This window comes from Providencia alcalifaciens, from assembly GCF_915403165.1.
In the GTDB taxonomy this organism is placed as follows: domain Bacteria; phylum Pseudomonadota; class Gammaproteobacteria; order Enterobacterales; family Enterobacteriaceae; genus Providencia; species Providencia alcalifaciens_C.
This window is the reverse complement of sequence record NZ_OU659204.1, coordinates 210,853-235,827: the sequence shown is the minus strand read 5'-3', so window position 1 is coordinate 235,827 and position 24,975 is coordinate 210,853. Positions and strand designations below refer to the sequence as shown.

Genomic DNA, 24,975 nt, shown 5'->3' with positions numbered 1-24,975 from the left:
TTTTTACATTAACTTAATTTTTATGAATCACTTTAATGGGAAATAACAATGAGCGAGCAAAATCAAATCCACTTCGATGCCAAAATCGAAGCCGACATCGCCATCGAGCCCAAAGATTGGATGCCCGATGCCTACAGACAAAATCTCATTCGCCAGATTGGGCAACACGCCCATTCAGAAGTGATTGGAATGCTGCCGGAAGCCAACTGGCTCACTCGCGCCCCAACCCTACGCCGTAAAGCTGTTCTGCTGGCAAAAATTCAAGATGAAGCAGGACACGGTTTATACCTCTACAGCGCCGCAGAAACCTTGGGGTGCACTCGCCAAGACATCTACCAAAAGATGCTCGACGAAAAGATGAAATACTCCTCCATTTTCAACTATCCGACGCTCAATTGGGCAGATGTGGGCGTGATTGGCTGGCTGGTTGATGGCGCTGCGATTGTCAACCAAGTGGCGCTGTGCCGCGCCTCTTATGGGCCTTACGCCCGTGCGATGGTGAAAATCTGCAAAGAGGAGAGTTTTCACCAACGCCAAGGCTATGAAGCCGTCATGGTACTGGCTGAAGGCACTAACGAACAAAAAGCCATGCTGCAAGACTCTATCAACCGCTTTTGGTGGCCAGTATTAATGATGTTTGGCCCGAATGATTCTGACTCCCCCCATAGCGCTCAAAGCATGGCGTGGAAAATCAAGCGCTTCAGTAATGACGAGCTGCGCCAGAAATTTGTGGATAACACCGTGCCGCAGGTGGAAGCCCTCGGCATGACCATCCCCGACCCTGACCTGTACTGGGATGATGCGCTAGGTCACTACCGCTTTGGAGAGATTGACTGGGAAGAGTTCTACCAAGTGATTAAAGGGCAAGGGATCTGCAACCAAGAACGCCTTGATGCGAAACGTAAAGGTTGGGAAGAAGGAGCTTGGGTGCGCGAAGGTGCAATGGCTCACAGTCAAAAACAAAAAGCCATTAAATCCGCGGCTTAGCCATCAAGAAGGAAAAGACGATGAATAATCAAGATTGGCCACTGTATGAAGTGTTTGTTCGCAGTAAACAAGGTTTAGCGCATCGCCATGTGGGAAGTTTGCACGCCGCCGATGACCAAATGGCGCTGGAAAATGCTCGCGATGCCTACACTCGCCGTAGCGAGGGTTGCTCTATTTGGGTCGTCAAAGCCGCCCATTTGGTCGCGTCTCAACCGGATGAAAAAGATCAATTTTTTGACCCTGCGGATAGCAAGGTTTACCGCCACCCGACCTTTTACACCATCCCTGATGGCATCAAAAACATGTAAGGGGCTTAAAATGACCGAAAAACAGCAGCTCCAACATTATGTTTTACGCCTCGGAGACACCCCACTAATCCTGGCACAGCGCCTGTGTGAGTGGTGTGGTCACGCCCCTGAAATCGAAATTGACCTTGCGCTGTCCAACATCGGCTTAGACTTACTGGGACAAGCGCGCAATTTCCTCAGCTACGCCGCACAACTCAAAGGCGCGGGTTACAACGAAGACAAGCTGGCTTACCTGCGTGATGAGCGTGAATTCAGCAATTTGCTGCTTGTTGAGCAACCAAATGATGGCTTCAACGATACCCTCGTACGCCAGTTTTTTATCGATGCCTACCATGTACCGCTGTACAGTGCACTGACTCAAAGCCGTGATCCTCAGCTCGCCGCCATTGCCGAAAAATCCCTCAAAGAAGCCTTATACCACCTGCGTTTCAGCCGTGGTTGGATGATCCGCTTAGGGGATGGCAACCCACTGAGCCAGCAAAAACTTCAGCAATCTATTAACCGCTTATGGCGCTTTACCGGTGAATTGTTCCATGCCGATGAAATTGAAATTACGTTAAGCGAGGCAGGCATTGCCGTTGACCCGCGTACGCTGCGCGATGTTTGGCTGCAAACCGTGAACGAAACCTTTGAAGAAGCCACTCTCAGCCTACCTGAGCAAGCGGCTTATCGATTAGGCGGCAAACAAGGCAGCCACACTGAGCACCTCGGTTTAATTCTCACGCAGCTGCAATTTGTGCAACGCGCTTACCCCAACAGCCAGTGGTGATAGTGATGGAACAGAGAATGCAACTTCAATCCCCCGATATTCATCAGATCTGGCAGCAGCTTCAGCAGATCCCTGACCCTGAATTGCCGGCTCTGTCTATTACTGATCTCGGTATGGTGCGCCATGTGAAGCCGACCGAACAAGGCTGGCAAATTGGGTTTACCCCAACCTATTCAGGCTGCCCCGCCACTGAGTTTTTAATCAATGAAATCAAAACAGTTCTCGATAGCGCCGGTTTTTCGCCTGTGGATGTGGAAGTGGTATTAACCCCCGCATGGACTACGGACTGGATGAACCAAGATGCCAAAAGGCGCTTACGTGAATTTGGCATTGCGCCCCCGCAAGGCACCGCCTGTGAGCATCCTGAACATACTGGGGCAATTTGTTGCCCGCGTTGTGACAGCGAACAGACGGAAAAAATTAGCGAGTTTGGATCTACCGCCTGCAAAGCGCTGTATCGCTGTAATGAATGCTTAGAACCGTTTGATTACTTTAAATGTATTTAAGGGCACACTCATGACTGTCTTTCACCGTTTAAGTATTGCCGCGATTGACCGTGACACACCTGATGCCGTGGCGGTCACCTTTCATATTCCTGAATCGCTGCAAGCGCAGTATCGTTACCGTCCGGGTCAACATTTGACCCTGAAAGCCGCAATTAATGGCGAAAGTCTTCGTCGCTGCTACTCCATTTGTAGCGCCCCCGATGAAAACGGCCTAAAAATTGGCGTCAAGGCTATCTACGAAGGGCGATTTTCTAATTTTATCAACCAACAACTGAATGTTGGGGATAACCTAGAAGTGATGATCCCCCAAGGGCAATTTGGCTACCAGCCCGATAGCCAGCAGCAAGGGCACTATTTAGCTGTGGCCGCAGGCTCCGGCATTACCCCGCTGTTATCCATCATTAAAGCCACGTTGCAAACCGAGCCAAATAGCCGCTTTGTGCTGATTTACGGTAATCGCAATAGCCGCTCAGTGATGTTCAAAGAAGCCATTGCTGACTTAAAAAACCGCTTTGCCACCCGTTTTCAAGTGCTGTATCTGTTTAGCCAAGAGCCGCAAGAAAGCGCATTGCTCAGTGGGCGTATTGATGCCAAGCAACTTAGCGCATTAGGAAAATCCCTGCTCAATTTTAGCCAATTCGACCGCGCTTTCATTTGCGGTCCAGAATCCATGATGGATGAGGTTCAAGAAACCTTAATTCATCACGGCATGGCCCAAGAGCGCGTACACACCGAGCGCTTTAATACCTCGGGCGCGAAATTCAAACCGACCATTGCCACCAGCGAAAGCCGCCAAGTTACCCTTCAGTTAGATGGGCGCACCCTAAATATCAATATGGATGGGCAAGATGACAGCATCCTTGATGCCGCACTGCGCCAAGGTGCTGACCTACCTTATGCCTGTAAAGGCGGTGTTTGCGCCACCTGCAAATGTAAGTTGCGCTCGGGGGAAGTTGAAATGGGCGTGAACTACAGTCTTGAACCTGACCAAATTGCCGCCGGTTATATCCTCAGTTGCCAAGCATGGCCAAAAGGGGATGGCGTGGTATTGGACTTTGATGTGTAGGGATGAGCAATGGAAAATAATTGGATTTTATCTCAACAACATCACCGCGTTCTGACACTGACGCTTAATCGCCCCGATGTGCGCAACGCACTGAGTACGCCGTGCCTTGAATTACTGGTTAAGCATCTCGAACATGCGCAAACTGACGACAATATCGGCGCTATCGTTATCACGGGCAACCCACGTTTCTTTGCCGCAGGAGCTGATCTTAAAGAGCTTCAGCAGCAAACCATTGCCAACGCTATCACGGATAAACGTCCACAAGTTTGGCGTCGCTTTGCGCAAATCAGCAAGCCGATTATTTGTGCCGCCAATGGCTACGCATTAGGCGCGGGGTTCGAATTGCTGCTTGCCAGCGACATCATTATTGCGGGGGAATCCGCTCGCTTTGGTCTACCGGAAATTACCCTTGGGCTGATCCCCGGCGCAGGTGGCACCCAGCGTCTTATTCGTGCCGTGGGTAAATCCCTTGCAATGCAGATGGTACTTACCGGAGAAACCATCAGCGCTGAGCAAGCCAAACAAGCCGGATTAGTCAGCGAAGTGTGCGTAGACGCACTTACTCTTGAACGGGCTCAAGCTATCGCCCAGCGTATTGCAGGGCATGCGCCTTTAGCCGTGAGTGCCGCCAAAGCTGCGCTAGTGAGCGCCCAAGAAACACACCTAACCGAAGGCTTAAAACTGGAACGCCAGTATTTTGTCAGCCTTGCGGGTACTGACGATCGCCAAGAGGGGATCGCCGCCTTTTTCGAAAAACGATCCCCCCAATTTACAGGACGCTAATCATGATAAATGACACCGAGATCACCGAAGAGATGATCCTTACAACACTGGAAAATGGGGTGCTCACGATTACCTTAAACCGCCCTGACCGCCTAAATAGCTTTAACGATGAAATGCATCGCCAGCTGAGCGCAGCCCTTAAAATCGCCGAACAAGACGAAACCGTCCGCTGCTTAGTGATCACCGGTGCAGGTCGTGGATTCTGTGCGGGGCAAGATCTTAACGATCGTAATGTCGCTGTCGGATCTGAAGCCCCTGATCTGGGCTTTTCTGTTGAAACTTACTACAACCCGCTGATCCGCCGTTTAGTCGCCTTACCCAAACCGATTATTTGTGCCGTAAACGGTGTTGCCGCAGGCGCGGGAGCGGCGATAGCCCTTGCGGGGGATATTGTTATCGCGGCTAAAAGCGCCAGTTTTATTCAATCATTTTGCCGCCTTGGGCTGGTGCCTGACTCTGGTGGAAGCTGGTTTTTACCACAATTAGTCGGTCGTGCCCGTGCCATGGGTATGGCGATGCTTGGGGATAAAATCAGTGCGGAGCAAGCATTACAGTGGGGCATGATTTGGCAAGTCACAGAAAATGACCAACTCGCCACCACCGTCAACAACCTTGCGAAGCACCTTGCGACTCAACCGACTTATGGGTTGGGGCTGATTAAAAAAGCCATTCATAGCGCTGCGATTAACACCCTTGATGAGCAGCTCAATTTAGAGCGAGATTTACAGCGTTTAGCGGGCCGCAGCTACGATTACCGCGAAGGTGTCGATGCGTTTTTAAATAAACGCGAACCGACGTTTCAAGGAAAATAACTATGAATACTTCACTGAGCCTCTCGATACAAAATGTTGCGGTTATTGGTGCGGGCACCATGGGTATCGGAATTGCGCAAGTCGCTGCCAGTGCGGGTCTACAAGTGCAACTTTTTGATGTGAACGCCCAAGTGTTGCAGCAATCTTTAGCGGCGCTCACCACCCGTTTACGCAAACGCGTTGAGCAAGGAAAAGCCGACGCCAAAAGTACGGAAGAAACCCTTGCTCGTCTCCATGTCGCCGACAGCCTAGCCGCCCTTGCTGACGCCGATTTAGTGATTGAAGCGGTGGCAGAGAAACTCGCCATTAAGCAGGCTATTTTCAGTGAACTTGAAGGCATTTGTCGCGAAAGCACGATTTTTGCCAGCAACACCTCGTCATTATCTATCACGGCGATTGCTAGCGTACTTAAACACCCTGAACGTATGGCCGGATTGCACTTTTTTAACCCTGCCCCCGTGATGAAACTGGTGGAAGTGATCCGTGGACTCGAAACCGCAGAGAACGTGGTTAAAACCCTAAAAACGCTAACACTGACATTCAATAAAATTCCGGTGATTTGCCGCTCCACTCCGGGCTTTATTGTTAATCGCGTAGCAAGGCCTTTCTATGCGGAAACCTTACGCGCACTGGAAGAGCTAGTGGGCAACCCCGCCACATTAGACAGTGTGATGCGTGATGCTGGGGGCTTTTCCATGGGGCCTTTGCAACTGACGGATTTAATCGGGCATGACGTTAATTACGCCGTGACAGAATCCATGTTTCAAGCATTTGGCTATGACCCGCGTTTCCAAACCGCATTTGCGCAATTGGCGCTAGTGCAAGCGGGACACTTAGGACGTAAATCAGGTCGTGGATTTTATGATTACGCCACCGATAATCATAATGATCATAATAAACTCGCATCTCAGGTCGATGTCGCGCCTGTCGTAGAGCAGTCTCGCCAGCTCGATATCAAAGCTTATGGAAATTGGCAAATATTTCCTGAACTTAAGCAACTCTTACAGCAAAACGGGATCTGCCTCGAAGAAGCTGAACAAAAAACGCGCCAGTCACCTTCACTGGTTGTTAACGGAGTTATTATTATGTTAACAAATGGTGAAATGACATCCACCCTTGCGCAAAAACTTGAGCAACCCGTGGTGCAATTTGATTTATCCGCCAACTACGTTGCGGCAACCACTATCGCTATCAGTTGTGCAGTACAAAATAGCCACCAGCAAAACCAAGATGCGATTGCCTTTTTTCAATCCCTCGGCAAGCAAGTGATTGTGCTGCCGGACTACCCTGGGCTGTTAACCCTGCGAACCGTTGCCATGCTGTGCAATGAAGCGTTGGATGTGGTGAATAAAGGTGTCGCAAGCGCCCAAGATACTGATCTGGCGATGCGTTTTGGCGTGAATTACCCGAAAGGGCCATTAGCATGGGGCGCTCAAATCGGTTGGTCACATATTTTGCACACCCTTGAACATTTAACCAATTTCTATGGGGACACGCGTTATCGCCCCAACCCATTACTACGCCAGCTTGCCGCCGGTTTTCAATCACTCTCATTGGAGGCATTGCCATGAATTCACTGCGCGACATTAATTCACAGCCCAATATTGACTCACTGCCCAACATCACTCTCGCTCAGCAAGCGGCACATGCCATGTACCGCGATGACACTTGCGCCAAAGCCATGGGCATGGTGATTGAAGATGTGGCCGAAGGCTATGCGCAACTCACCATGGTGATTACGCCCAACATGCTGAACGGGCACAAAACCTGCCACGGCGGGCAGTTGTTTAGTCTGGCAGATACCGCGTTTGCGTATGCCTGCAACAGCCAAGGTTATGCCGCCGTCGCCTCTATGTGCTCTATCGATTTTCTGCGCCCCGGTTTTGAGGGGGATGTACTGACCGCCACCGCCAAAATGCAGCACCAAGGTAAACGCAGCGGGCTGTATGAAGTCGAGATTATCAACCAAGACGGCAAGCCACTGGCGCTGTTTCAAGGTCGTTCCCACCGTTTAGGTCACCGTTTAGTTGGAGAAGCCTCATGAATGACGCCTATATTTGCGATGGTATTCGCACCCCGATTGGTCGCTATGGCGGCGCATTATCCTCACTGCGTCCCGATGACCTTTCTGCGGTCACCCTTAAGGCATTGATGGCACGCAACCCGCAACTGGACTGGACGCTGACCGATGACATTATCCTCGGTTGCGCCAACCAAGCGGGGGAAGATAACCGCAACGTCGCGCGAATGGCAGGGCTACTGTCTGGCTTGCCGATTTCAATATCTGGCACCACCATCAATCGCCTGTGTGGCTCTGGCTTAGATGCCATCGCCCTTGCCGCTCGCAGCATCAAAGCAGGGGAATCGGGATTGATGATTGCTGGTGGTGTGGAATCCATGAGCCGCGCACCGTTTGTGATGGGAAAACAAGACTCTGCGTTTTCTCGCCAAGCGCAAATTTTTGATACCACCATTGGCTGGCGGTTTATCAACCCATTAATGGAGCAGCAATTCTCCACGGACTCCATGCCAGAAACCGCGGAAAACGTAGCACACACTTACAATATCAGCCGCGAAGACCAAGATGCTTTTGCCCTGCGTAGCCAACAACGCACCGAGGCTGCTCGCCTTAAGGGCATCTTTGCCGAAGAGATTGTGCCCGTCACCGTGAAATTGCGCAAAGTGCAGCAGCAAGTCACGGAAGATGAGCACCCGCGTCCTGAAACCACGCATGAACAGCTGCAAAAACTGAAAACACCGTTTCGTGAAAATGGCAGCGTCACCGCAGGCAATGCTTCTGGGGTCAATGATGGTGCCGCCGCCTTGATTATCGCCTCCGAAGCGGTTGCCAAGCAGCAAGGGTTAACCCCACGAGCGCGAGTGATTGCGACAGCCACCTGTGGTGTCGAGCCGCGTTTAATGGGAATCGGCCCTCTGCCTGCCACTCAAAAAGTATTGAAAATGGCAGGGCTGACTATCGAACAAATGGATGTGATTGAGCTGAATGAAGCTTTTGCCGCTCAAGCGCTGGCTGTATTACGGGGCTTAGGTCTGCCAGATGACGCCCCGCAGGTTAACCCCAATGGTGGGGCTATCTCCTTAGGGCACCCGCTGGGTATGAGTGGGTCTCGCTTGGTGATTTCCGCCATGAATGAACTGCACCGCAAGCAAGGTCGCTACGGGTTATGCACCATGTGCATCGGTGTGGGTCAAGGTATTGCAATGATTATTGAACGAGTCTGAATAACAAAACTGCCTGACTCCCCAACACCTGCTCAGGCAAGTATCAATAATAATAAGGATTGGCAATTATGAGCATGACACAACACGATAATATCGACCCGATCGAGTTTGCTTCCCGCGATGAAATCGAGGCACTGCAATTCTCGCGAATGAAGTGGACACTCACTCACGCATACGAAAATGTGCCAATGTACCGCAAAAAATTCGATGCTGCGGGCGTACACCCTGACGATTTTAAACAGCTTAGTGACATCGAAAAATTTCCCTATACCACTAAGCAAGATTTACGTGAAAACTACCCATTCGACACCTTTGCCGTGCCAATGGATCAAATTATCCGTATTCACGCCTCTTCCGGTACGACAGGACGCCCTACTGTGGTCGGTTATACCCAACAAGATATTGATAACTGGGCAGATTTAATCGCTCGTAGCCTACGCTCTGCGGGTGCCACCCGTGGGGACAAAGTCCACGTTGCCTACGGCTACGGGCTATTTACTGGCGGACTCGGGGCGCACTATGGGGCTGAACGCCTTGGTGCGGCGGTGATTCCCATGTCCGGCGGTCAAACCGAGAAACAAGCGCAGCTGATTGTCGATTTTAAGCCCGATATCATCATGGTGACACCATCTTACTGCCTGAGTATCATCGACGAGCTTGAAAAAATCATGGGCGGAGATGCTAGTAAGTGCTCACTACGAATTGGTGTCTTTGGGGCAGAACCGTGGACAGAATCCCTCAGAACCGAAATTGAAACTCGCTTAGGGATCAAAGCATTAGATATTTACGGCTTGTCAGAAGTGATGGGACCCGGCGTTGCCATGGAGTGTGCAGACTCCGACGAAAGCGGCCCAACTATCTGGGAAGACCATTTTTACCCTGAAATTATCTGCCCAAATAGCCTAAAAACCCTCGGTCATGGGGAGCATGGTGAGTTAGTGTTCACTACCCTTACAAAAGAAGCCATGCCAGTGATCCGCTATCGAACCCGTGACCTTACTCACCTAAAATCCGGTGGAAACCGCCAGATGCGCAGTATCGGCAAAATCACAGGGCGCTCCGATGACATGATGATTATCCGTGGCGTGAACGTTTTTCCGTCTCAAATTGAAGAGCAAATCATGCAATTCAAAGAGTTATCGCCACATTACCAACTGGAAATCGGGCGCAAAGGCAACATGGATAACCTCTCTGTTCGTGTTGAACTCAAACACCCTGAACAACTGACTTTTGATGAACGCTGTAATATCTGCCACAACCTCAAACACCGTATTAAATCCATGGTGGGAATAAGCACCCGAGTGAGCATCGTCAATTGTGGGGATATCCCCCGCTCACAAGGTAAAGCCCAACGCGTGATTGATACACGAATTGCCATTTAATCTCCGAGAGTGAGGTGTATTTATGATGAATACACCTCTCAGTAGGTTTCCTCACAATGCTCACACTCTTTGGTATGAAAACAAGACAATCGTCTAGTTTTTGTCTAAGATTTGCCAAGCACCTGATACATAAATTTTAGGGATAAAAGCATAATGGAAACCAAACTCAGCCAATTTATACACTACGCCATCGAGAGCCAACCTATCAGCGGAACGTCGCTTATCAGCTCCCTATATGGAGATGCCCTGCACCACCGCGGAGGCGAGGTTTGGCTAGGCAGCCTCACCAAATTGCTTGAGCCAATGGGTTTTTCCGACCGCTTTGTGCGCACCTCCGTGTTTCGTCTGCAAAAAGAAAACTGGCTGGATGTCGAAAAAATGGGCCGCCGCAGCTATTACCGCATTTCAGAACGTGGGCAAAACCGCTTTCGCCGAGCGGAAAGCAAAATTTACCTCAGTGAACAACCTGAATGGGATGGAACATGGGATTTACTGCTGCTGGAAAGCGCGGATAAAGACGAAAAAATTCGCCTTAAAAAAGAGTTTGGTTGGCTCGGGTTTGGGCAATTTAATAGCGGCTTGATGGCAGCGCCAAGCCGGACACAAAGCGATATTCCCGCCTTACTGGGAGAATTAAACGCCGCTGACCAAGTGATTTACTTCCGTGCCAACTATCCCTTTAATCGCTCTGAGAAAAAATTAAAAGAATTGGTGTTCGATGCTTGGTCACTTCCTGAAATTTCAGAGTATTATCATCAATTTATCAATTTATTCCGCCCTGTAGCGTTATTGCTAAAAGAGCATGGTGAACAGACCGTTTCCCCTGAATTATGCTTCCAGCTGCGCCTATTACTGATCCATTTTTATCGCCGCGTTATCTTAAAAGACCCTTTACTCCCCGATGAACTACTGCCTGCACAGTGGGAAGGGCATATTGCGCGCCATTTATGCACCAATATTTACCAGCGTATCGACCAAGGTGCCACCCAGTATGTCACCGACTTATGCGAAACCACCGTTGGGGAACTTCCACAACCCTCCAGTGCCTATTATCGACGTTTTGGCGGCATTCTTCGGGAACTAGCAGCCGCATAATCATTTTGCTAAAGGAACCTTTATGCCATTTTATCAAATTGACGGTATTACCCCTGTCGTCAGCCCTGAAAGTTTTGTTCACCCTACCGCCGTGATCATTGGCGATGTGGTGATTGGTAAGCGCGTTTATATTGGACCTAATGCCAGTTTACGTGGGGATTTTGGGCGACTCATTATTAAAGATGGGGCGAATGTGCAGGATAACTGCGTGATGCACGGTTTTCCGCAATTCGATACCATTATTGAGGAAGATGGACATATCGGTCACGGCGCTATTTTGCATGGCTGCCATATTAAACGTAATGCACTGATAGGCATGAACAGCGTGGTGATGGATGGCGCGGTAGTGGGCGAAAACTCGATTGTCGGCGCTTGTGCATTTATCAAAGCGGATGCACAATTTCCCGATAACAGTTTGATTATCGGAACACCTGCCAAAGTACTGCGTAGCCTATCAGAGCAAGAGATTGAATGGAAAAGCAAGGGCACACTGGATTATCAAACCTTAGTGACCCGCTGCCTCAATACATTCCAAGAAGTGACACCGCTGGCGGAGGAAGAGCCTAACCGCCCGAAACTGGCTTTTGACGATATTATTCCCAAGTCTAGGCTGTAAAAAGCCATTCTGTAAAAACCATTGCGTAAAAATTAAGCCGTAAAAAAGCGCGTGCCAATGACTCACGCGCCCTTATCACCGTCTATGGCTCGCCGTATTTATGATTTATTGGCCTTACTGCCAAACGGCGGCTTCGCAAACCACACCGTCACAATCAACGCAATAAACACCCAGCCACATAACCAGAAAATCTCATTCGCCGCGATAATCAGCCCTTGGCTGGTGATCTGCTGAGCAATAAAGCCGGAGGTTTGCTCCGTGGTCATGCCATGCGCCGCCATCCCTTGGTACATATCGAGGGATTCTGGATTGTAATCCGTAATAAACTCCGTCAATTGGCTATGATGCACAGCCTCCCGATCGCTCCACAGCGTGGTGGTAATCGATGTCCCAATTGAGCCCGCCAACGTACGGAAAAAGTTCGCCAAACTGGAAGCCGAGGCTAATTTTTCAGGAGGCAGCCCCGACAGCGTTAAGGTGGTCAACGGCATAAAGAAACAGGCTACCGCCATCCCCTGCACTAACTGCGGCCAGACAACTGCATCGAACCCCATGGATGGCTCAAAAGTATAGGCGCGCCAGAAGAAGCAAATGGCATAAAACACGAAGCTAAAGGTGACTATCCAGCGAATGTCTAAAAAGTCAGAGAGCTTCGCGACAGGTGCTGAGAACAATACTGGTAAAAGGCCTATTGGCGCGAGTGCTAACCCTGCCCATGTTGCGGTATAGCCGTATACTTCTTGCAGTAGCTGCGGCAAGAGAACGATCGCCCCAAAATACGCCATATACGCCAAACTCACGGAAATCGTCCCGATAGTAAAATTCCGTGACTTAAACAGCGACAATTCCACTATCGGGTTTTTGGAGGTCAGCTCCCAGATAACCATAAAGACCAGCGCAATCGCAGAAATCACGGCAAGGATCACAATCTCATTGGACGCTAACCAACCGAGCTCTTTCCCTTTATCCAACAATACCTGCAAACAGCCCACACCGACAGATAGCAACGCTAAACCGATCACATTGAATGGTACTTTAACCACTGTCGATTCCATTCCCTTGAGGATGATCGAACCAACAATGATCACGAAGATCCCCAGCGGGATATTCATAAAGAAGATCCAGCTCCAATGGAAGTTATCGCTGATATAGCCGCCGAAAATAGGGCCAAAAACAGGAGCTAAAATAATGGTCATTGACCAAAATGCCAACGCCATATTCTGCATTTTCGGTGGATAACAGCGCATGATGAGACTTTGTGACAGCGGGATAACAGGTCCAGCAACCGCTCCTTGCAACACACGGAACAAAATCAACATGCCAAGACTGTCGGAAAAACCACACAGTAATGAAAAAAGCGTGAACAGTGCCGTCGCCCACAAGAAGACTTTTATTTCGCCAAAACGTTTTGCCAGATAGCCTGAAATTGCGATGGAGATAGCGTTCGACACCCCGAAAGAGGTAATTACCCACGTCCCTTGGGAAACCGAAACACCCAAGTTTCCGGCAATCGTTGGGATAGCCACGTTGGCAATCGTGGAGTCCAACACCTGCATAAATGTCGCCAGAGACAGGGCGATGGTCGCCCAGACGAGTTTTGACCCTTTTAGCGGTTGAATATCAGCCATGGGACTAATCCGCGTTATCGCTGATAATGGTGTCGATCACCAGATCCACATCGTTTAACTTCAGCACCAAAACATCACTTTCAAACGCGGGAATTGTGCGTTGAACTTCCGACAACACAGGGCCATTTTGGTCTTTAATATCGATAGTCACATTCATGGATAAACCGATACGCAGCGGGTATTTCGCGACTTGCTCTGGGTCTAACTCCACGCGAACTGGCAGGCGCTGCACCACTTTGATCCAGTTCCCCGTAGCATTTTGAGCAGGCAGCAATGAGAACGCACTTCCCGTCCCCATATCCAGCCCCACCACGGTGCCTTTGTAACTCACATTGCTACCATAAAAATCACTGTTAATCGTGACCGGCTGACCGATACGCACATTTTCAAGTTGCGTCTCTTTAAAGTTAGCATCGACCCACACTGGCTGAACCGGCACAATCGCCATTAACGAACTTTGCGAACTCACTTGAGAACCCACTTGCACATTACGGCGAGAGACATACCCCGTCATCGGGCTTTTGATTTCTGTCCGCTGTAGATTGATCCACGCACTGCGCACGCTATCCGCCGCTTGTTGTACCGCTGGCTGGTTTTTCAACGCCGTATTACGCAATAACGCACGGTTGGCATTATATTGTTGAATCGAAATATCCAGCGCTGCTTGCGCCAATTGCACCGCTTCTTGAGAGTGCTGTAAATCCTCTTTTGAAATCGTCCCACTGCGACCTAATGCTGCACGGCGTTGATAATCTTTTTGCGCTTGCGCAAGCGAAACTCGATTTTGTTGGATTTGAGCTTGGTACTGATCCCCATTGATATACAACTCTTTGGTTTTGCGCACTGTAGACGCTAAATCATGCTTTGCCTGTTCATAAGCCAGTTGCGCATTGGTTTTATCCAACACCACCAGCACATCACCGGCTTTAACCAAGTCAGTATTTTCAAAATTCACTTGGGTGACATTTCCGGTGGTTTGCGCAACGATAGGAATCTGCAAGCCCGACACATAGGCATCATCGGTATATTCTTGAAAACGCAGAACCAAAAACCAATACACGCCATAGGCGACAAATAACAAAACAATAATAACCGTGGCGATGATCATCCACAGTGTTCTTTTATTTTCTTGTTTCGTTTTTTGATGTTCTTCAGTTGAATTTATCGGTTGTTCCATAATAACTCTCAAGGGAAATAGACTTTATTTTAGCAATAAACCTATCTTTACGAACTCACCGTGATAATGCAATAGCCAACTGTTTTATATTAACTAAATATCCATTTTAATTTTTATTTTCTGTTTTAAATCAATATTCAATCTTGTTTTTAAATTAGAATAATCAAATGCAATCAAAAAAAGATGGGATTATTTAAAAGATAATAAAAAACATTCTAAATAAGATAGTTTCGAATAGTTAAATAACAATTGGCATTTATTTCTTTCATTTCAAAATAGTCACTCTCTCGTTTTTCAGCCTATTACCTACCTTTTGTACGGTTTTTTACTCACTCTCGTTCCCTCGCACAAAATGTTAACCGTGATCAAACTTTGCTCAAAAAATAACTCGCTAATTATTTATTTTCTATCTGTATCGGTGTTAGTATTCGCAAACATTATGATTATCATTATCATTTAGTTTTGCTAGGGAAAAACATGAAAACGCACTATCACTACTCTTTAATCGCTGCGGGAGTTTGCGCAGCGTTGGCTTCATTTAGCGCCACAGCAGAAGAAAATTCAGACAAAATGATTGTTACGGCATCGGGTTATTCCCAGCAATTACGCGATGCCCCTGCCAGTGTTACCGTCATCACCGCCGAGCAGCTACAAAATAAACCTGTTCGTGACTTAGCCGATGCGGTCAAAGATGTTGAAGGTGTCAGCGTCGTCGGCAGCGCCAATAAACAAGATATTAATATTCGCGGGCTATCTGGCGAATACACCCTAATTCTGGTGGATGGTCGCCGCCAAAATAGCCGTGAATCTCGCCCAAATGGTAGCGGTGGCTTTGAAGCGGGCTTTATGCCGCCGGTTGAAGCTATCGAGCGCATCGAAGTGATCCGTGGCCCAATGTCCTCCCTGTATGGCTCTGATGCCATGGGCGGAGTGATTAACATCATCACCAAAAAAGTCACCAATGAATGGCACGGCAGCGTGACCACCGGCGCTATCATTCAAGAAAATAGCGAAAGCGGCGATTCCATGGACGGTAACTTCTACCTGTCTGGCCCGCTTATCAAAGATAAATTAGGTCTGCAACTGTATGGCGGCGGGGATTACCGTAAAGAAGATGAAATTACAGATGGTCATTACAAAAAAGATAATAAAAGCTTAACCGCTAAATTAACTTTTACGCCGATGGAAAACCAAACTTTCTTACTTGAAGCAGGTAGAACAACACAAAAGAGAGAAGAAAATCCAGGTAAATCTCTCGCTGAATATGAAATGCGTGGGTCATCTAAACAATTCAATAAAAAAACGGAAATTTATAATAACCGAAACCATGCTGCACTGACTTATAAAGGTGAGTGGGACTTATTCCATACTGAATTAAGTGTGTATCAAGAAAGTACGAAAAGAAAAACTAAAACAGAAATCAAGAACCCAACAACAAAGCTTAATGAATATCATTACGAAGCTCGTACTCCAGAAATTACAAACACTGTCGTTGATGGAAAGGTCGTTGCGTTTCTACCGGATAATATCCTTACTGTTGGTGGACAATTCCAGCACTCAAAATTAAAGGATAGTTCTCTTGTCGCAAAAGATACGATGGTGAAAACACAGATGAGCGTTGATCAATCTGCGCTCTTTATTGAAGATGAATTTACAGCAACAGAGAATTTGATTCTGACTGGTGGGCTACGACTGGATCACCATGAAACTTATGGTAACCACTGGAACCCACGCGGCTACGCGATTTACCATCTAACCGATGAAATCACTATTAAAGGCGGGGTATCACAAGCATTTCGCGCACCAACATTGCGTGAAGTTAGTAAAGGCTATGGTACATCGACTGAAGGAGGAAACGGTATTATCTATGGTAACCCTGACCTCAAACCAGAGAAAAGCCTCAGTGAAGAAATTGGGATAGCTTATGACCATGAATCTGGATTCAACGCTAGCCTAACACTTTTCAATACCGACTTTAAAAACAAACTTACTAGCTATTCACTTAATAAGTCTGACCCTGCTCATTCTAATCTCACGCTTTATACTTATGACAACGTCGGTGAAGCCAATATTAAAGGGGTAGAAGTGGCAACAGGTATCCCTATCGCTCAAGACTGGAAACTCAGCTTAAATTACACCTATACCGATTCAGAACGTAAAAGTAATGACGAAAAATTAGGTAACGGAACTTCCCTCAAAGGCTATCCACTGGATAAAACGCCGAAGCACTTAGCGAATGCGAAGTTAGATTGGCAATATAGCCCAGACCTCAACTTATACACCCGAGCGCATTATGAAGGCGAGCAAGTGTGGGCTGCCCAACGTAATGGTTCAAAATATCCTCGTTACCGTAGCGCCTATACCACCATGGACGTAGGAGCAACCTATCAACTATTCAAAAACACCAAATTAAACCTTGCGGTATTGAATATTGGTAATGAGAAAGCATCTAGCATTGAAAAAAAATACGGTAACTGGGATGTTGAAGACGGTCGCCGTTACTGGGCGAATGTCAACGTGACATTCTAATCCCCGATTGCGGGTATGATGCTTATCGCTGATTACCCGCTAATTCTTTTTAGTTCGATGGCAATCCCAATGATAAAAAAACTGTTTATGGCGAGCCTATTGATGTGTATCGCAAATAATACTTGGGCGCGCCCCAACCCGAATATTCCCGAATTCGATGCCCGTGTGGCGGACGTATACACGGTGCAGCACCATGATATGCGCAATGGCCAGCGCGAGCTACGCATCTACAGCGCCGTTCCTCAGCATATTTCAGGAAAGCGCCCCGTGCTGTTTATGTTAGATGGGAATGGCCTGTACCCGCTCGCGGTCAATCAGGCTGCTCAGCAATTTTCCCCCGATAAATTACCAATCATTATTGGTATCGGCTATCCCAGCCCTGAGGCATTTCCCAAGAAAGAACGCACATACGACTACACACCGAAAGTTGCTGGCGACGCATTCCAACACGGTGGCGGTGCACAATCTCTGTACCAGTTTCTCACCTTCACCATTCGCCCATGGGCTGAGCAGCAATTCCCGATAGATACCCAACGCGAAACGCTATTTGGGCACTCTTTTGGCGGCTTATTTACCCTGATGGCGTACCAAGACCACCCTGCGGATTTCCAGCATTTTGTCGCGGCAAGCCCGTCATTATGGTGGGGAGAAGGGAAAATGGTGAATTTAGATAAGTTAACGCGCCCGTCGAAAGCCTCACCACTAGATATCACCCTCGGTGAGTTAGAAGAGACGCCAGATTTAAGCCGTTTAACCGATGAGCAGAAGCAGAATTATCAAACGCGAAAAAGTTGGATTTCCCCCCGTGAAGTGTGTGAAGCCATAAACAGCCCTCAACGGGTTTGTGATTTCACCTTATTTGCGGGCAAAACTCACGGTAGCGTCATTCCTGATGCCATCAAAAAAGCGTTGGAAATCGCAACATTCGAGCCATAAAAAACTCGGTTTCCTGCCAACAAGCACGAAACCGAGCTGTTATCGATGAAAACTGGCCAGATAACTTAACTGTCTGTGGTGGTGCTAACGAGGTAATCCACAATATCCTGTAAGCATCGCCACTTCATCCACACTTCATCCCGCAATGGCTGTTCAGTATATTCCTCAATCGCCGCAATCAACTCCAACAGCTCTAAAGAATCGATATGCACATCGGCAATCAGCTCCGCATCCATCGCGTAAGTTTTGTTAATTCCAGAATACTCACGAATCTGCTGAAGATGGCGTTCTAGCCATTGCTGCGCAATATCTTGTTGTGTGGTCATCTCATCACCTTATGAGAAACGTTTGGTATTATCGTTATACCGCTCGACTTCCGCTTGGTTTGATCTTAAAGCACCACGCTCCGTACCTGTAAAAAGTTCATCGGCTTTTGCGATAGAATCTGCAAACATTTGCTCTGCAGGTACCGTTTGTGGTGCCGTACGCAACCCTTGATAAATTTCTTTATCTGCTTGGCTGCGGTTTAACCCGCCAACTGTCGTAACGACGGGTTTTGCTGCATTTTCTGATCCATTGCTCGATTTCCAGCCTGATTTAGTTCGAATATAACGATTCTGAACACCTGAATTTTTCGGTAATAGCCATTGAATATCTGCAACATATTTTTGAGATTGCTCAACTCGCTCGGTGGCTTCTAGCTCAATGACTGGCTTAGTTTCTTGTTCAATTACAGGCTTCGCTTTTTCCTTAACCGTTTTCTCACTCACTGGCGGCTTACTTTCTAAAAATGGCTTTTCGGCAACTTGCGGTTGATATTGGTTAACATTTGGGATTTCAAGTGTGGTTTTCACACGCCCCGATGTTTGAACGACAGGTGAGGCTAATTCCATATTCAAAACAGATTTAAATGACGTCGGTAATAATGGTTTTTCATTTCCTTCATCATTGGACTGAACAGAATTGATGCTCGTCGTTTCATGAGGAGAGGTATAATAATTATTTGTAATATAAGTATTATACATATTTTCATTATGGCTAGTGCTGCGAGGCAATAACGGTGTTGACGGTGTTAAAGGTATTGATGGAGAGGTGCCGAAATGCGGTCTTCCAGCGTCAATTTCATCACCTACCGTACGATTCACCCTTAAAGGTAATTCTTCGGTAGGAGATTGAGTCTGAGCCGGAGGCTGACCTAAATCCATAATCACTTTTAAAGGGCGAATGGTTTCAATCTTTTCTTCCAATGCCAAAAATAGATTATGAATTTGGCAGGCTTTATCCACAAATGCGTGGCTTTTATGTTGCTGATATTCATTTATCGCCCCCGCCGCTCGTTGTTCACAACCATGATTCAGAGAACTCACTAAGAAATCATTGATTGGGCGGCTATCAATTTCGTCTTGATTGAAATAAGTGCCGAGAGTTTCTTTGATTGCAGGGTCAACATACTGTTGTTGATAACGCTGGGCTAATATTTGCAGTTTATCTTGGCCTAATGTAGAGATTGCCGATTCGATTTTCTTATCGAATATTTTCTCTTCATTCCCCAGTACATGCTTTGCCTGTGAGTTTTTTTCACCCATCACATGCAGTTTTTTAATTAGATTTACAGCGCTCTCTATAAGACCTTTTTCAGTTTTTAATTCTTCCGGTTTTAATAACGTTAATAAAATTAAATTATTCTCTGGGCGGTAATTAATTTCTTGCTGTGCTAAGTTCCCACTTGCGCCCGCACATAATACAGAGAGCACCATTCCCTGAGTGATTTCAGGATGAGTTTGGTTCAATAACTGATGAATATTGGCAGATTGTGCAATATGATTGCGTTGATGCAATTCATTACGATCACCTGAAATCGAAACTTGATCATTTGTTATAGAATGCCCAGGAAAACGGCTTTGCTCCCCTACCGAATTAACCGTTGAAATTTGTGAACTGATAGGGTTATTACCCGACAGCGATGTAACATTTAATGATATATCTGACGAACGTCTAATCTCGGAATTAGCGCTTCCAATAATAGGCATAAAAACTCCTCATAATTGCTTATGATTAAAATTAAATAAGATAAATAAATTACATATTGATCAGGCTATTATTATTTTGATTGAGATCTTTTATTAACTGAATGAGTAACTGAACCAAAGTATCAAAATGACTATTATCCTGACGGAAAGTTTCTAATAGTCGGGAAACACTGCTATTAATCGCATTTTTCTGTGCATCAATAGCAGTTTGGAAACTTTGAAAAATTTGAGCAGAAATTGCAATTTCACCAAATTCTCTACCAATTAACTCATTCATTGCTGTGTATATTTTATGTAACGGAGCCATATCAGGATAAATATAGGTTTTACCATTGTGTTCAATGGTAACAAAGCCTTGACCTTGTAGTTTCTTTTTCCAAAATTCACCTGAATTTCCATCGGAATCGAAAACAATTAATGGAGTCAAAAATTCGAGCATAACATTTTTATCTCCATCAGGATTATTTCTATATATGCCATCTAAAATAGACATGGTTCGTGAATTAGTATCAGGCGAGGTTTTTACATCAGAATAAGCAGGGACCATATTGTTATTTATAAAATAACCCGACATTGTATCGTTCATGGTGTTGATCATTCTATGTTTAAAAAGCTTAATTTTCCCTTCTGGGGCGCTTTCTAAAGAAGAGCTCATTTTACCTAGCCCAGAATTAACCACCTGCATATATTTTGTCGATGCTTTGACCAACTCTCCATATTTTTTCTGATAACCATTATGCACATTATCAATTAAGTCACTTACCCCTGATATATGGCCGCGGCCATCTTCCACTGGTGTTGCAACATGGCGGGATAATAGGCTTCGTTTATCCCTGGAACTTCGTAACCCACGAACTAAATCTCTCTCTTGGTCTGCAATATCACTAAGCCGAGTTGAAATCACTTGTTCGCGAAATTTGGGCAGTGGAACTTGATAACCCAATTGTTGTAAGGCATCCGTAGCCTGTTGATAATAATCGGCTTGAGGATTAGTCGTAATATCCCCCCTAACCGAGGGGAGTCCTGTATTCGACTGAGAGCCTACTGACTTATCCATTGGACGAGTCACTAAGCTATTCACCTGATTGGTTGTGACAGAAATATCCATATCATTACCCTCTAACCACACTCTGGAAAGTACGTAATTGACCTTCACGGATTTCACGCAAATGCTCATTCATCTGCTTAACCAAGTCTTGGTTTTTATCCACCTGCTTATCTTTATCCGCAGAAACTGTGCGTGCGACATCGGCAACTGACTGCTGGGTCATTTTGCTGGCTTCTTCCCCTTTCACATTCACTTGGTTGGCAGATGTTACCATTTGACCTGCATTGTCAGATAAGCGACCACCTTGCTCTGCAATTCCCATCTTAACGCGGGTTTTATTCATGATGCGCTCATGCTCATCACGTTCAGCCAAACCTAATTTGTTGGTACGCTGAGCCGCTTCATTACCACGCTGATTCGCTAATGCCTGTTGAGCCGGTGTTGCCTGATCGGCAAGTTTTACATCCGTACCTTCTTTTGTCTTCAGCGTTAAAGCGCTGCCTTTTGCTGATGACAGGGAGTTGGCATTCAGTTCCGTTAAGCGATCCGCCGCTGCACCGTTTTGGTTGGCTTTCACTAGGTTAGTTTTAATTGACTGGTTTTGCTTATGTAAAGCACGACCTTGGAAAGCGGCTCCCGCGGTGCTGATGGCTAAAGAGGTAAAGAAGCCCGCTAAGGCACCTGAAAACATCTCTTTACCTTCTTTGATGGTTGATTCAGCCGCAGCTTCCACCATTTTTGCGTTCAAGACTAAAAAATCTGCGCTAATACGGCGATCTGAGATGTTCAACTCAGCAACCACTTTACGAATGATTTTTATCAGCTCCAACATAATGTCACTGCTGATAATCCCGACAAATTCGCTTTTTTTGGCGTCTTTGGTGGATGTCACTACCTTTACGTCTTTATCCGATACTGCTTGGTTATTCAGAGCATCCCTTGAGAATGAACTCGCAATAACCACTTGGATTGCCTGAGCAATCAGTTTAATGTCTGTCTCATCAAGCTGATGGTTATTATCAACAACCTGTTTGATCGTTTTATTTTCTTCAGTCAGTACTTTGGAGACTGTGGTTTGCATTTGCTCAGGTGTAATCACTAAGAAATGGCGAATATCATTCAAAAGTGCGGCTTTTTCCGGGGTCATCAACTGAGACAGTGCCTCAGATAGATTTTCAACCGTCATATCAACCATAGTGCCATTTAATGTCGGCTTGTCTGAATGCGGCTCAACAAAAACATTTTGAATATTCGGTAATTCAACATTTTTACGGACGCCTGAAGCTGCGTTTGAGCTCACGTCTTGGTTATTGACCATTGAACTGTGATTCGTCTGAGTCAATACGGGTGAATAATGGGGTTGATTAATCGTTGTCATTAGATATTTCTCCAAAAAATTAGGCAAAGCGAGCCATGTGCAGTGCATCGACTTTACTGTTATTAGACTGCTTAAGGGATGTCATCATGCCAGTAAACATGTCATCAAATTGCTCATGATTTTTTGACATCGATTTAATCAGCGCATTGATCAACTCAGTGAGGGCATTGATGGTTTCATTATTCAGCATCATGCCTGCCAGCATCTCTTTCATATCGCGCATTTGTGCAGCAGCCTCTAAACGTAAACCACCGGATGTCGCCGCATTTGCCACGGATAAAGCTGCTCCAGTTCCTCGCATCCCAACTTCAACACGAGCCATCGCCACACCTTGAGTTTTCACGCCAGAAGTCGCTTTATCAGCAATTTTTGCAATATCTTTTACGTCATCGAGTTTGTCAGCCGCTTTGGCTAATTTGGCTGTGTTACCGACTTTCACCATCTGCCCACCAAGAGAAACGAAATCTGATGATTTATCTACCTTATCAACCGCTTGAGTCACTGATTTGGCGATATCTTTTACATCATCAAATTTATCGGCCAGTTTGGTAAATTTGGTCAGCTTAACCATATCATCTGCACTATCTGCAACTGACTGCCCAGCTTTTGCACCTTTAGTGGCAATATTTCCCAATGCATTAGTAAGGCTTTTTGGCATGGATTTAATGGCACTTTTCAGTAATGTTCCGACATTTTTCGCCAGCATTTTTGTGACGTTAGTGACTGTATTGCCGATATTTTTGACAAATGACGACATGGAAAGTAACGAAATCGCTAAGAATGCGATAGCCGCAAGGACCATTCCCACAATGCTACCAATCTTTTTGGCCTCCTCTTCCGGGACACCAAAGGTAATCAACATATCGGTCACAGCACTGGAAATTTCGGTGGCCAACATTTGCATCAAGCTGCCCTGACCCGTTTCCTCTAAAACAATATCGGCAATCGACATTGCGATACCAATCGCAGCTACCGCTAATGTTAGCGGAGCAGCCGCGCCAAACGTAGCAACAGTGGCAATCACAGAAACCGCCAGCATTACATAGCTGAAAATTTTACTGGCACAAGATGCTGCTTTGTTGGCATCTGCCGCTTTGCGTTCTGCCTCTGCGGCTTCTTTGGCTTTCTTATCTGAATCTTTACGAGAGGCTTCGTTGATTTTCATCATCACCTCTTCTTGCTCTTTCATATTGCGGATTGAATCTTCATTCATCGCTTTTTTCAGTTGAGCCGTTAGCATGGTTAACAGTGCAATGGTGTTTTCCCATTTTTCACCATCAATATTTGTTTGAAGTGGTGCAGTCTCTATGAATTGATTTAATTTTTGACGATTTTGATCGGCAATTGCCGCCAGCTTTACGGAATCATCCAGCAATGAATCTAATGATGAGTTTAACTGGCTAATCTCATTTTTGAGCGCACTGAGATCGTTATCGAAAACTGTAATGTTTGAATCTAACGTTTTTTGTTGTTGGGTAATTTGCTCAATTTCGCTCGAAAGTTGCGTAATGTTCGCTTCCAACATCACCTCTTGCTGATACACTTCTTCGGTATAAGGTTTCGGGAGCGAATCTAATTGGGCTAATGCGGTTTTGCTTTCTGCTAGCTTAGTGCTCAGCTCGGTCAGCTTTTGCTCATTACCGGTGAATAAAGCTTCATTTCTCGAACGTTGGTTAACAAGGTCGTTAGATTTAAGGTTCAGTGGCTTTAACTGAGCCTTTTTTTCAGTAATTTTGTCATGGATATCTTTAAGCCTTTCAGTAGAGCCAGCAAAGGAATCCAATAACTCAGCACCTTTTTGGCGCAAGGATTCTGATTCAATATTTAATAGCTGCAGGCGGTTATTTAACTCACCGATATTCCCTTCATGTAGTAACTGACGGATGGTTGAGAATGTTTCAATCAGTACCGCATTGGCATTGAACCCTTTAGCTTGTTGAGCCTCTGGCGACATTTTCATTGCCGACATTTTGGGTCTTACTAGCTTTGGAAGATGCTCTGAACGCTGATGTTTCATTTGTTCTGAAGACATTAGCTCGCCACATGCCTCTTCTAAGGCTAATACCGCTTTTGCGCTCGCCTCACCTAGCTCCAAAGGATTATTCCCTTGCAAGAACGTGTGAATCTTATTAATTCGATCATTACCTGAAGCGTGACTGACGCCCGGCATGGTGATTTGACTCATGGTATTTCCTTCTCTAAGTATTAGAGTCCGATAACTCTGATGGCTCTGCTTTTTCGAGGTTTGCTTTTAAAGCACTCAAATAAGCCTCTGATTTTTTCTGTAAATCGGCATCAAAACTGTTTTCAACTACACTTTCAAAACAGTGAATTGCTGCACTGCTTTTCTTCAGCATCAAATTGCACTGCCCAGCGTGGAATAATGGTCGGTAATCATTTTTCGCCAAAACAAAGGCGAGTGCGTATAATTCCGTTGCTTTCTCATAACGTTTCGTTAATTGATAAACAGCCGCTAAACCCATGACATAGTCAGTGTTATAAAAATCGTAAATACTTAAAAATCGGAAAAAAGTTTCCGCTTCTTCTAATTTGCCTTGCTGATAAAATTCATAAGCGTAGGCATAAATGCCATCCATCGTTGTTTGCGGAATACCATGAATATCTTTATACGTTGCGCCATCCATGAGTGCGGTGGTAATTCCGTCAAGTAATGCATCCATT

Annotated in this window: 23 protein-coding genes; 15 read left to right on the top strand and 8 right to left on the bottom strand. The window is 46.3% G+C overall.

The annotated features are described in order from the left end of the window. Positions 1 to 48 precede the first annotated feature (48 nt). The 13 genes from paaA to paaY all read left to right on the top strand — a co-directional run bounded on the left by paaA (position 49) and on the right by paaY (position 11,567). On the top strand, positions 49 to 987 hold the full coding sequence (gene paaA, locus LDO73_RS01020) for a 1,2-phenylacetyl-CoA epoxidase subunit PaaA (RefSeq protein ID WP_224059806.1): 939 nt from the start codon (positions 49 to 51) through the stop codon (positions 985 to 987). A gap of 20 nt (positions 988 to 1,007) precedes the next feature. Next, positions 1,008 to 1,295: a 1,2-phenylacetyl-CoA epoxidase subunit PaaB gene (gene paaB / locus LDO73_RS01015; protein ID WP_036948387.1), complete on the top strand. Its 288-nt coding sequence runs from the start codon at positions 1,008 to 1,010 to the stop codon at positions 1,293 to 1,295. A gap of 10 nt (positions 1,296 to 1,305) precedes the next feature. Then, entirely contained in the window at positions 1,306 to 2,064 is a 759-nt protein-coding gene (paaC, locus tag LDO73_RS01010; protein WP_224059805.1) for a 1,2-phenylacetyl-CoA epoxidase subunit PaaC, read from the top strand. 5 nt (positions 2,065 to 2,069) lie between these two features. Next, entirely contained in the window at positions 2,070 to 2,570 is a 501-nt protein-coding gene (gene paaD / locus LDO73_RS01005) for a 1,2-phenylacetyl-CoA epoxidase subunit PaaD (RefSeq protein WP_132496866.1), read from the top strand. Between the two features lie 10 nt (positions 2,571 to 2,580). Continuing rightward, positions 2,581 to 3,636: a 1,2-phenylacetyl-CoA epoxidase subunit PaaE gene (gene paaE / locus LDO73_RS01000; RefSeq protein ID WP_224059804.1), complete on the top strand. Its 1,056-nt coding sequence runs from the start codon at positions 2,581 to 2,583 to the stop codon at positions 3,634 to 3,636. A gap of 9 nt (positions 3,637 to 3,645) precedes the next feature. Next, on the top strand, positions 3,646 to 4,419 hold the full coding sequence (gene paaF / locus LDO73_RS00995; protein WP_224059803.1) for a 2,3-dehydroadipyl-CoA hydratase PaaF: 774 nt from the start codon (positions 3,646 to 3,648) through the stop codon (positions 4,417 to 4,419). A gap of 2 nt (positions 4,420 to 4,421) precedes the next feature. Beyond that, positions 4,422 to 5,231 (top strand): 2-(1,2-epoxy-1,2-dihydrophenyl)acetyl-CoA isomerase PaaG, encoded by an 810-nt coding sequence (gene paaG / locus LDO73_RS00990; RefSeq protein ID WP_224059802.1) that lies wholly within the window; start codon positions 4,422 to 4,424, stop codon positions 5,229 to 5,231. A 2-nt stretch (positions 5,232 to 5,233) separates the two neighbouring features. Next, positions 5,234 to 6,802 carry a 3-hydroxyacyl-CoA dehydrogenase gene (locus LDO73_RS00985; RefSeq protein WP_224059801.1) on the top strand — a complete coding sequence of 523 codons (1,569 nt, stop codon included), beginning with the start codon at positions 5,234 to 5,236 and terminating at the stop codon, positions 6,800 to 6,802. After that, positions 6,799 to 7,275, top strand: a complete 477-nt coding sequence (gene paaI, locus LDO73_RS00980) for a hydroxyphenylacetyl-CoA thioesterase PaaI (protein ID WP_423810864.1) — start codon at positions 6,799 to 6,801, stop codon at positions 7,273 to 7,275. Before LDO73_RS00985 ends, paaI begins: the two co-directional genes overlap by 4 nt. Continuing rightward, complete coding sequence (gene pcaF / locus LDO73_RS00975) at positions 7,272 to 8,474, top strand: 3-oxoadipyl-CoA thiolase (protein WP_224059800.1); 1,203 nt, start codon at positions 7,272 to 7,274, stop codon at positions 8,472 to 8,474. The genes paaI and pcaF overlap by 4 nt, the downstream gene beginning before the upstream one ends. 68 nt (positions 8,475 to 8,542) lie before the next feature. Next, complete coding sequence (gene paaK / locus LDO73_RS00970) at positions 8,543 to 9,856, top strand: phenylacetate--CoA ligase PaaK (RefSeq protein WP_224059799.1); 1,314 nt, start codon at positions 8,543 to 8,545, stop codon at positions 9,854 to 9,856. Positions 9,857 to 10,009: 153 nt separating this feature from the next. Then, a complete protein-coding gene (paaX, locus tag LDO73_RS00965) occupies positions 10,010 to 10,951 on the top strand; it encodes a phenylacetic acid degradation operon negative regulatory protein PaaX (RefSeq protein ID WP_224059798.1) in 942 nt (313 codons plus the stop codon). 22 nt (positions 10,952 to 10,973) lie between these two features. Beyond that, positions 10,974 to 11,567 carry a phenylacetic acid degradation protein PaaY gene (gene paaY, locus LDO73_RS00960; RefSeq protein WP_224059797.1) on the top strand — a complete coding sequence of 198 codons (594 nt, stop codon included), beginning with the start codon at positions 10,974 to 10,976 and terminating at the stop codon, positions 11,565 to 11,567. A 98-nt stretch (positions 11,568 to 11,665) separates the two neighbouring features. On the opposite strand, the gene LDO73_RS00955 is transcribed toward paaY, so the two are convergent. Together LDO73_RS00955 and emrA are read right to left on the bottom strand one after the other, a co-directional pair. Then, positions 11,666 to 13,195: a DHA2 family efflux MFS transporter permease subunit gene (locus LDO73_RS00955; RefSeq protein ID WP_224059796.1), complete on the bottom strand. Its 1,530-nt coding sequence runs from the start codon at positions 13,193 to 13,195 to the stop codon at positions 11,666 to 11,668. Between the two features lie 4 nt (positions 13,196 to 13,199). Beyond that, a complete protein-coding gene (gene emrA / locus LDO73_RS00950; RefSeq protein ID WP_224059795.1) occupies positions 13,200 to 14,372 on the bottom strand; it encodes a multidrug efflux MFS transporter periplasmic adaptor subunit EmrA in 1,173 nt (390 codons plus the stop codon). Positions 14,373 to 14,849: 477 nt separating this feature from the next. Between emrA and LDO73_RS00945 the strand changes: the two genes are divergently transcribed. Continuing rightward, positions 14,850 to 16,901 carry a TonB-dependent receptor domain-containing protein gene (locus LDO73_RS00945; protein WP_224059794.1) on the top strand — a complete coding sequence of 684 codons (2,052 nt, stop codon included), beginning with the start codon at positions 14,850 to 14,852 and terminating at the stop codon, positions 16,899 to 16,901. 69 nt (positions 16,902 to 16,970) lie between these two features. Next, complete coding sequence (locus LDO73_RS00940; protein WP_224059793.1) at positions 16,971 to 17,837, top strand: alpha/beta hydrolase; 867 nt, start codon at positions 16,971 to 16,973, stop codon at positions 17,835 to 17,837. Positions 17,838 to 17,902: 65 nt separating this feature from the next. Here the strand turns inward: LDO73_RS00940 and LDO73_RS00935 are convergent, their stop codons facing one another. The 6 genes from LDO73_RS00935 to sicA are packed head-to-tail and all read right to left on the bottom strand — an operon-like array spanning position 17,903 to position 24,974. Further along, on the bottom strand, positions 17,903 to 18,163 hold the full coding sequence (locus tag LDO73_RS00935) for an acyl carrier protein (RefSeq protein ID WP_224059792.1): 261 nt from the start codon (positions 18,161 to 18,163) through the stop codon (positions 17,903 to 17,905). 9 nt (positions 18,164 to 18,172) lie between these two features. Further along, positions 18,173 to 19,867, bottom strand: coding sequence for a hypothetical protein (locus LDO73_RS00930; RefSeq protein WP_224059791.1), 1,695 nt, complete (start codon positions 19,865 to 19,867; stop codon positions 18,173 to 18,175). Between the two features lie 49 nt (positions 19,868 to 19,916). Next, the gene (locus LDO73_RS00925; protein WP_224059790.1) at positions 19,917 to 20,975 is read right to left on the bottom strand and encodes a hypothetical protein; all 1,059 of its coding nucleotides are present in this window, start codon (positions 20,973 to 20,975) and stop codon (positions 19,917 to 19,919) included. Positions 20,976 to 20,979: 4 nt separating this feature from the next. Further along, the gene (locus LDO73_RS00920; protein WP_224059789.1) at positions 20,980 to 22,293 is read right to left on the bottom strand and encodes an IpaC/SipC family type III secretion system effector; all 1,314 of its coding nucleotides are present in this window, start codon (positions 22,291 to 22,293) and stop codon (positions 20,980 to 20,982) included. A gap of 19 nt (positions 22,294 to 22,312) precedes the next feature. After that, on the bottom strand, positions 22,313 to 24,478 hold the full coding sequence (sctE, locus tag LDO73_RS00915) for a type III secretion system translocon subunit SctE (RefSeq protein ID WP_224059788.1): 2,166 nt from the start codon (positions 24,476 to 24,478) through the stop codon (positions 22,313 to 22,315). A gap of 13 nt (positions 24,479 to 24,491) precedes the next feature. After that, positions 24,492 to 24,974: a type III secretion system translocator chaperone SicA gene (gene sicA, locus LDO73_RS00910; protein ID WP_224061114.1), complete on the bottom strand. Its 483-nt coding sequence runs from the start codon at positions 24,972 to 24,974 to the stop codon at positions 24,492 to 24,494. Position 24,975 lies beyond the last annotated feature (1 nt).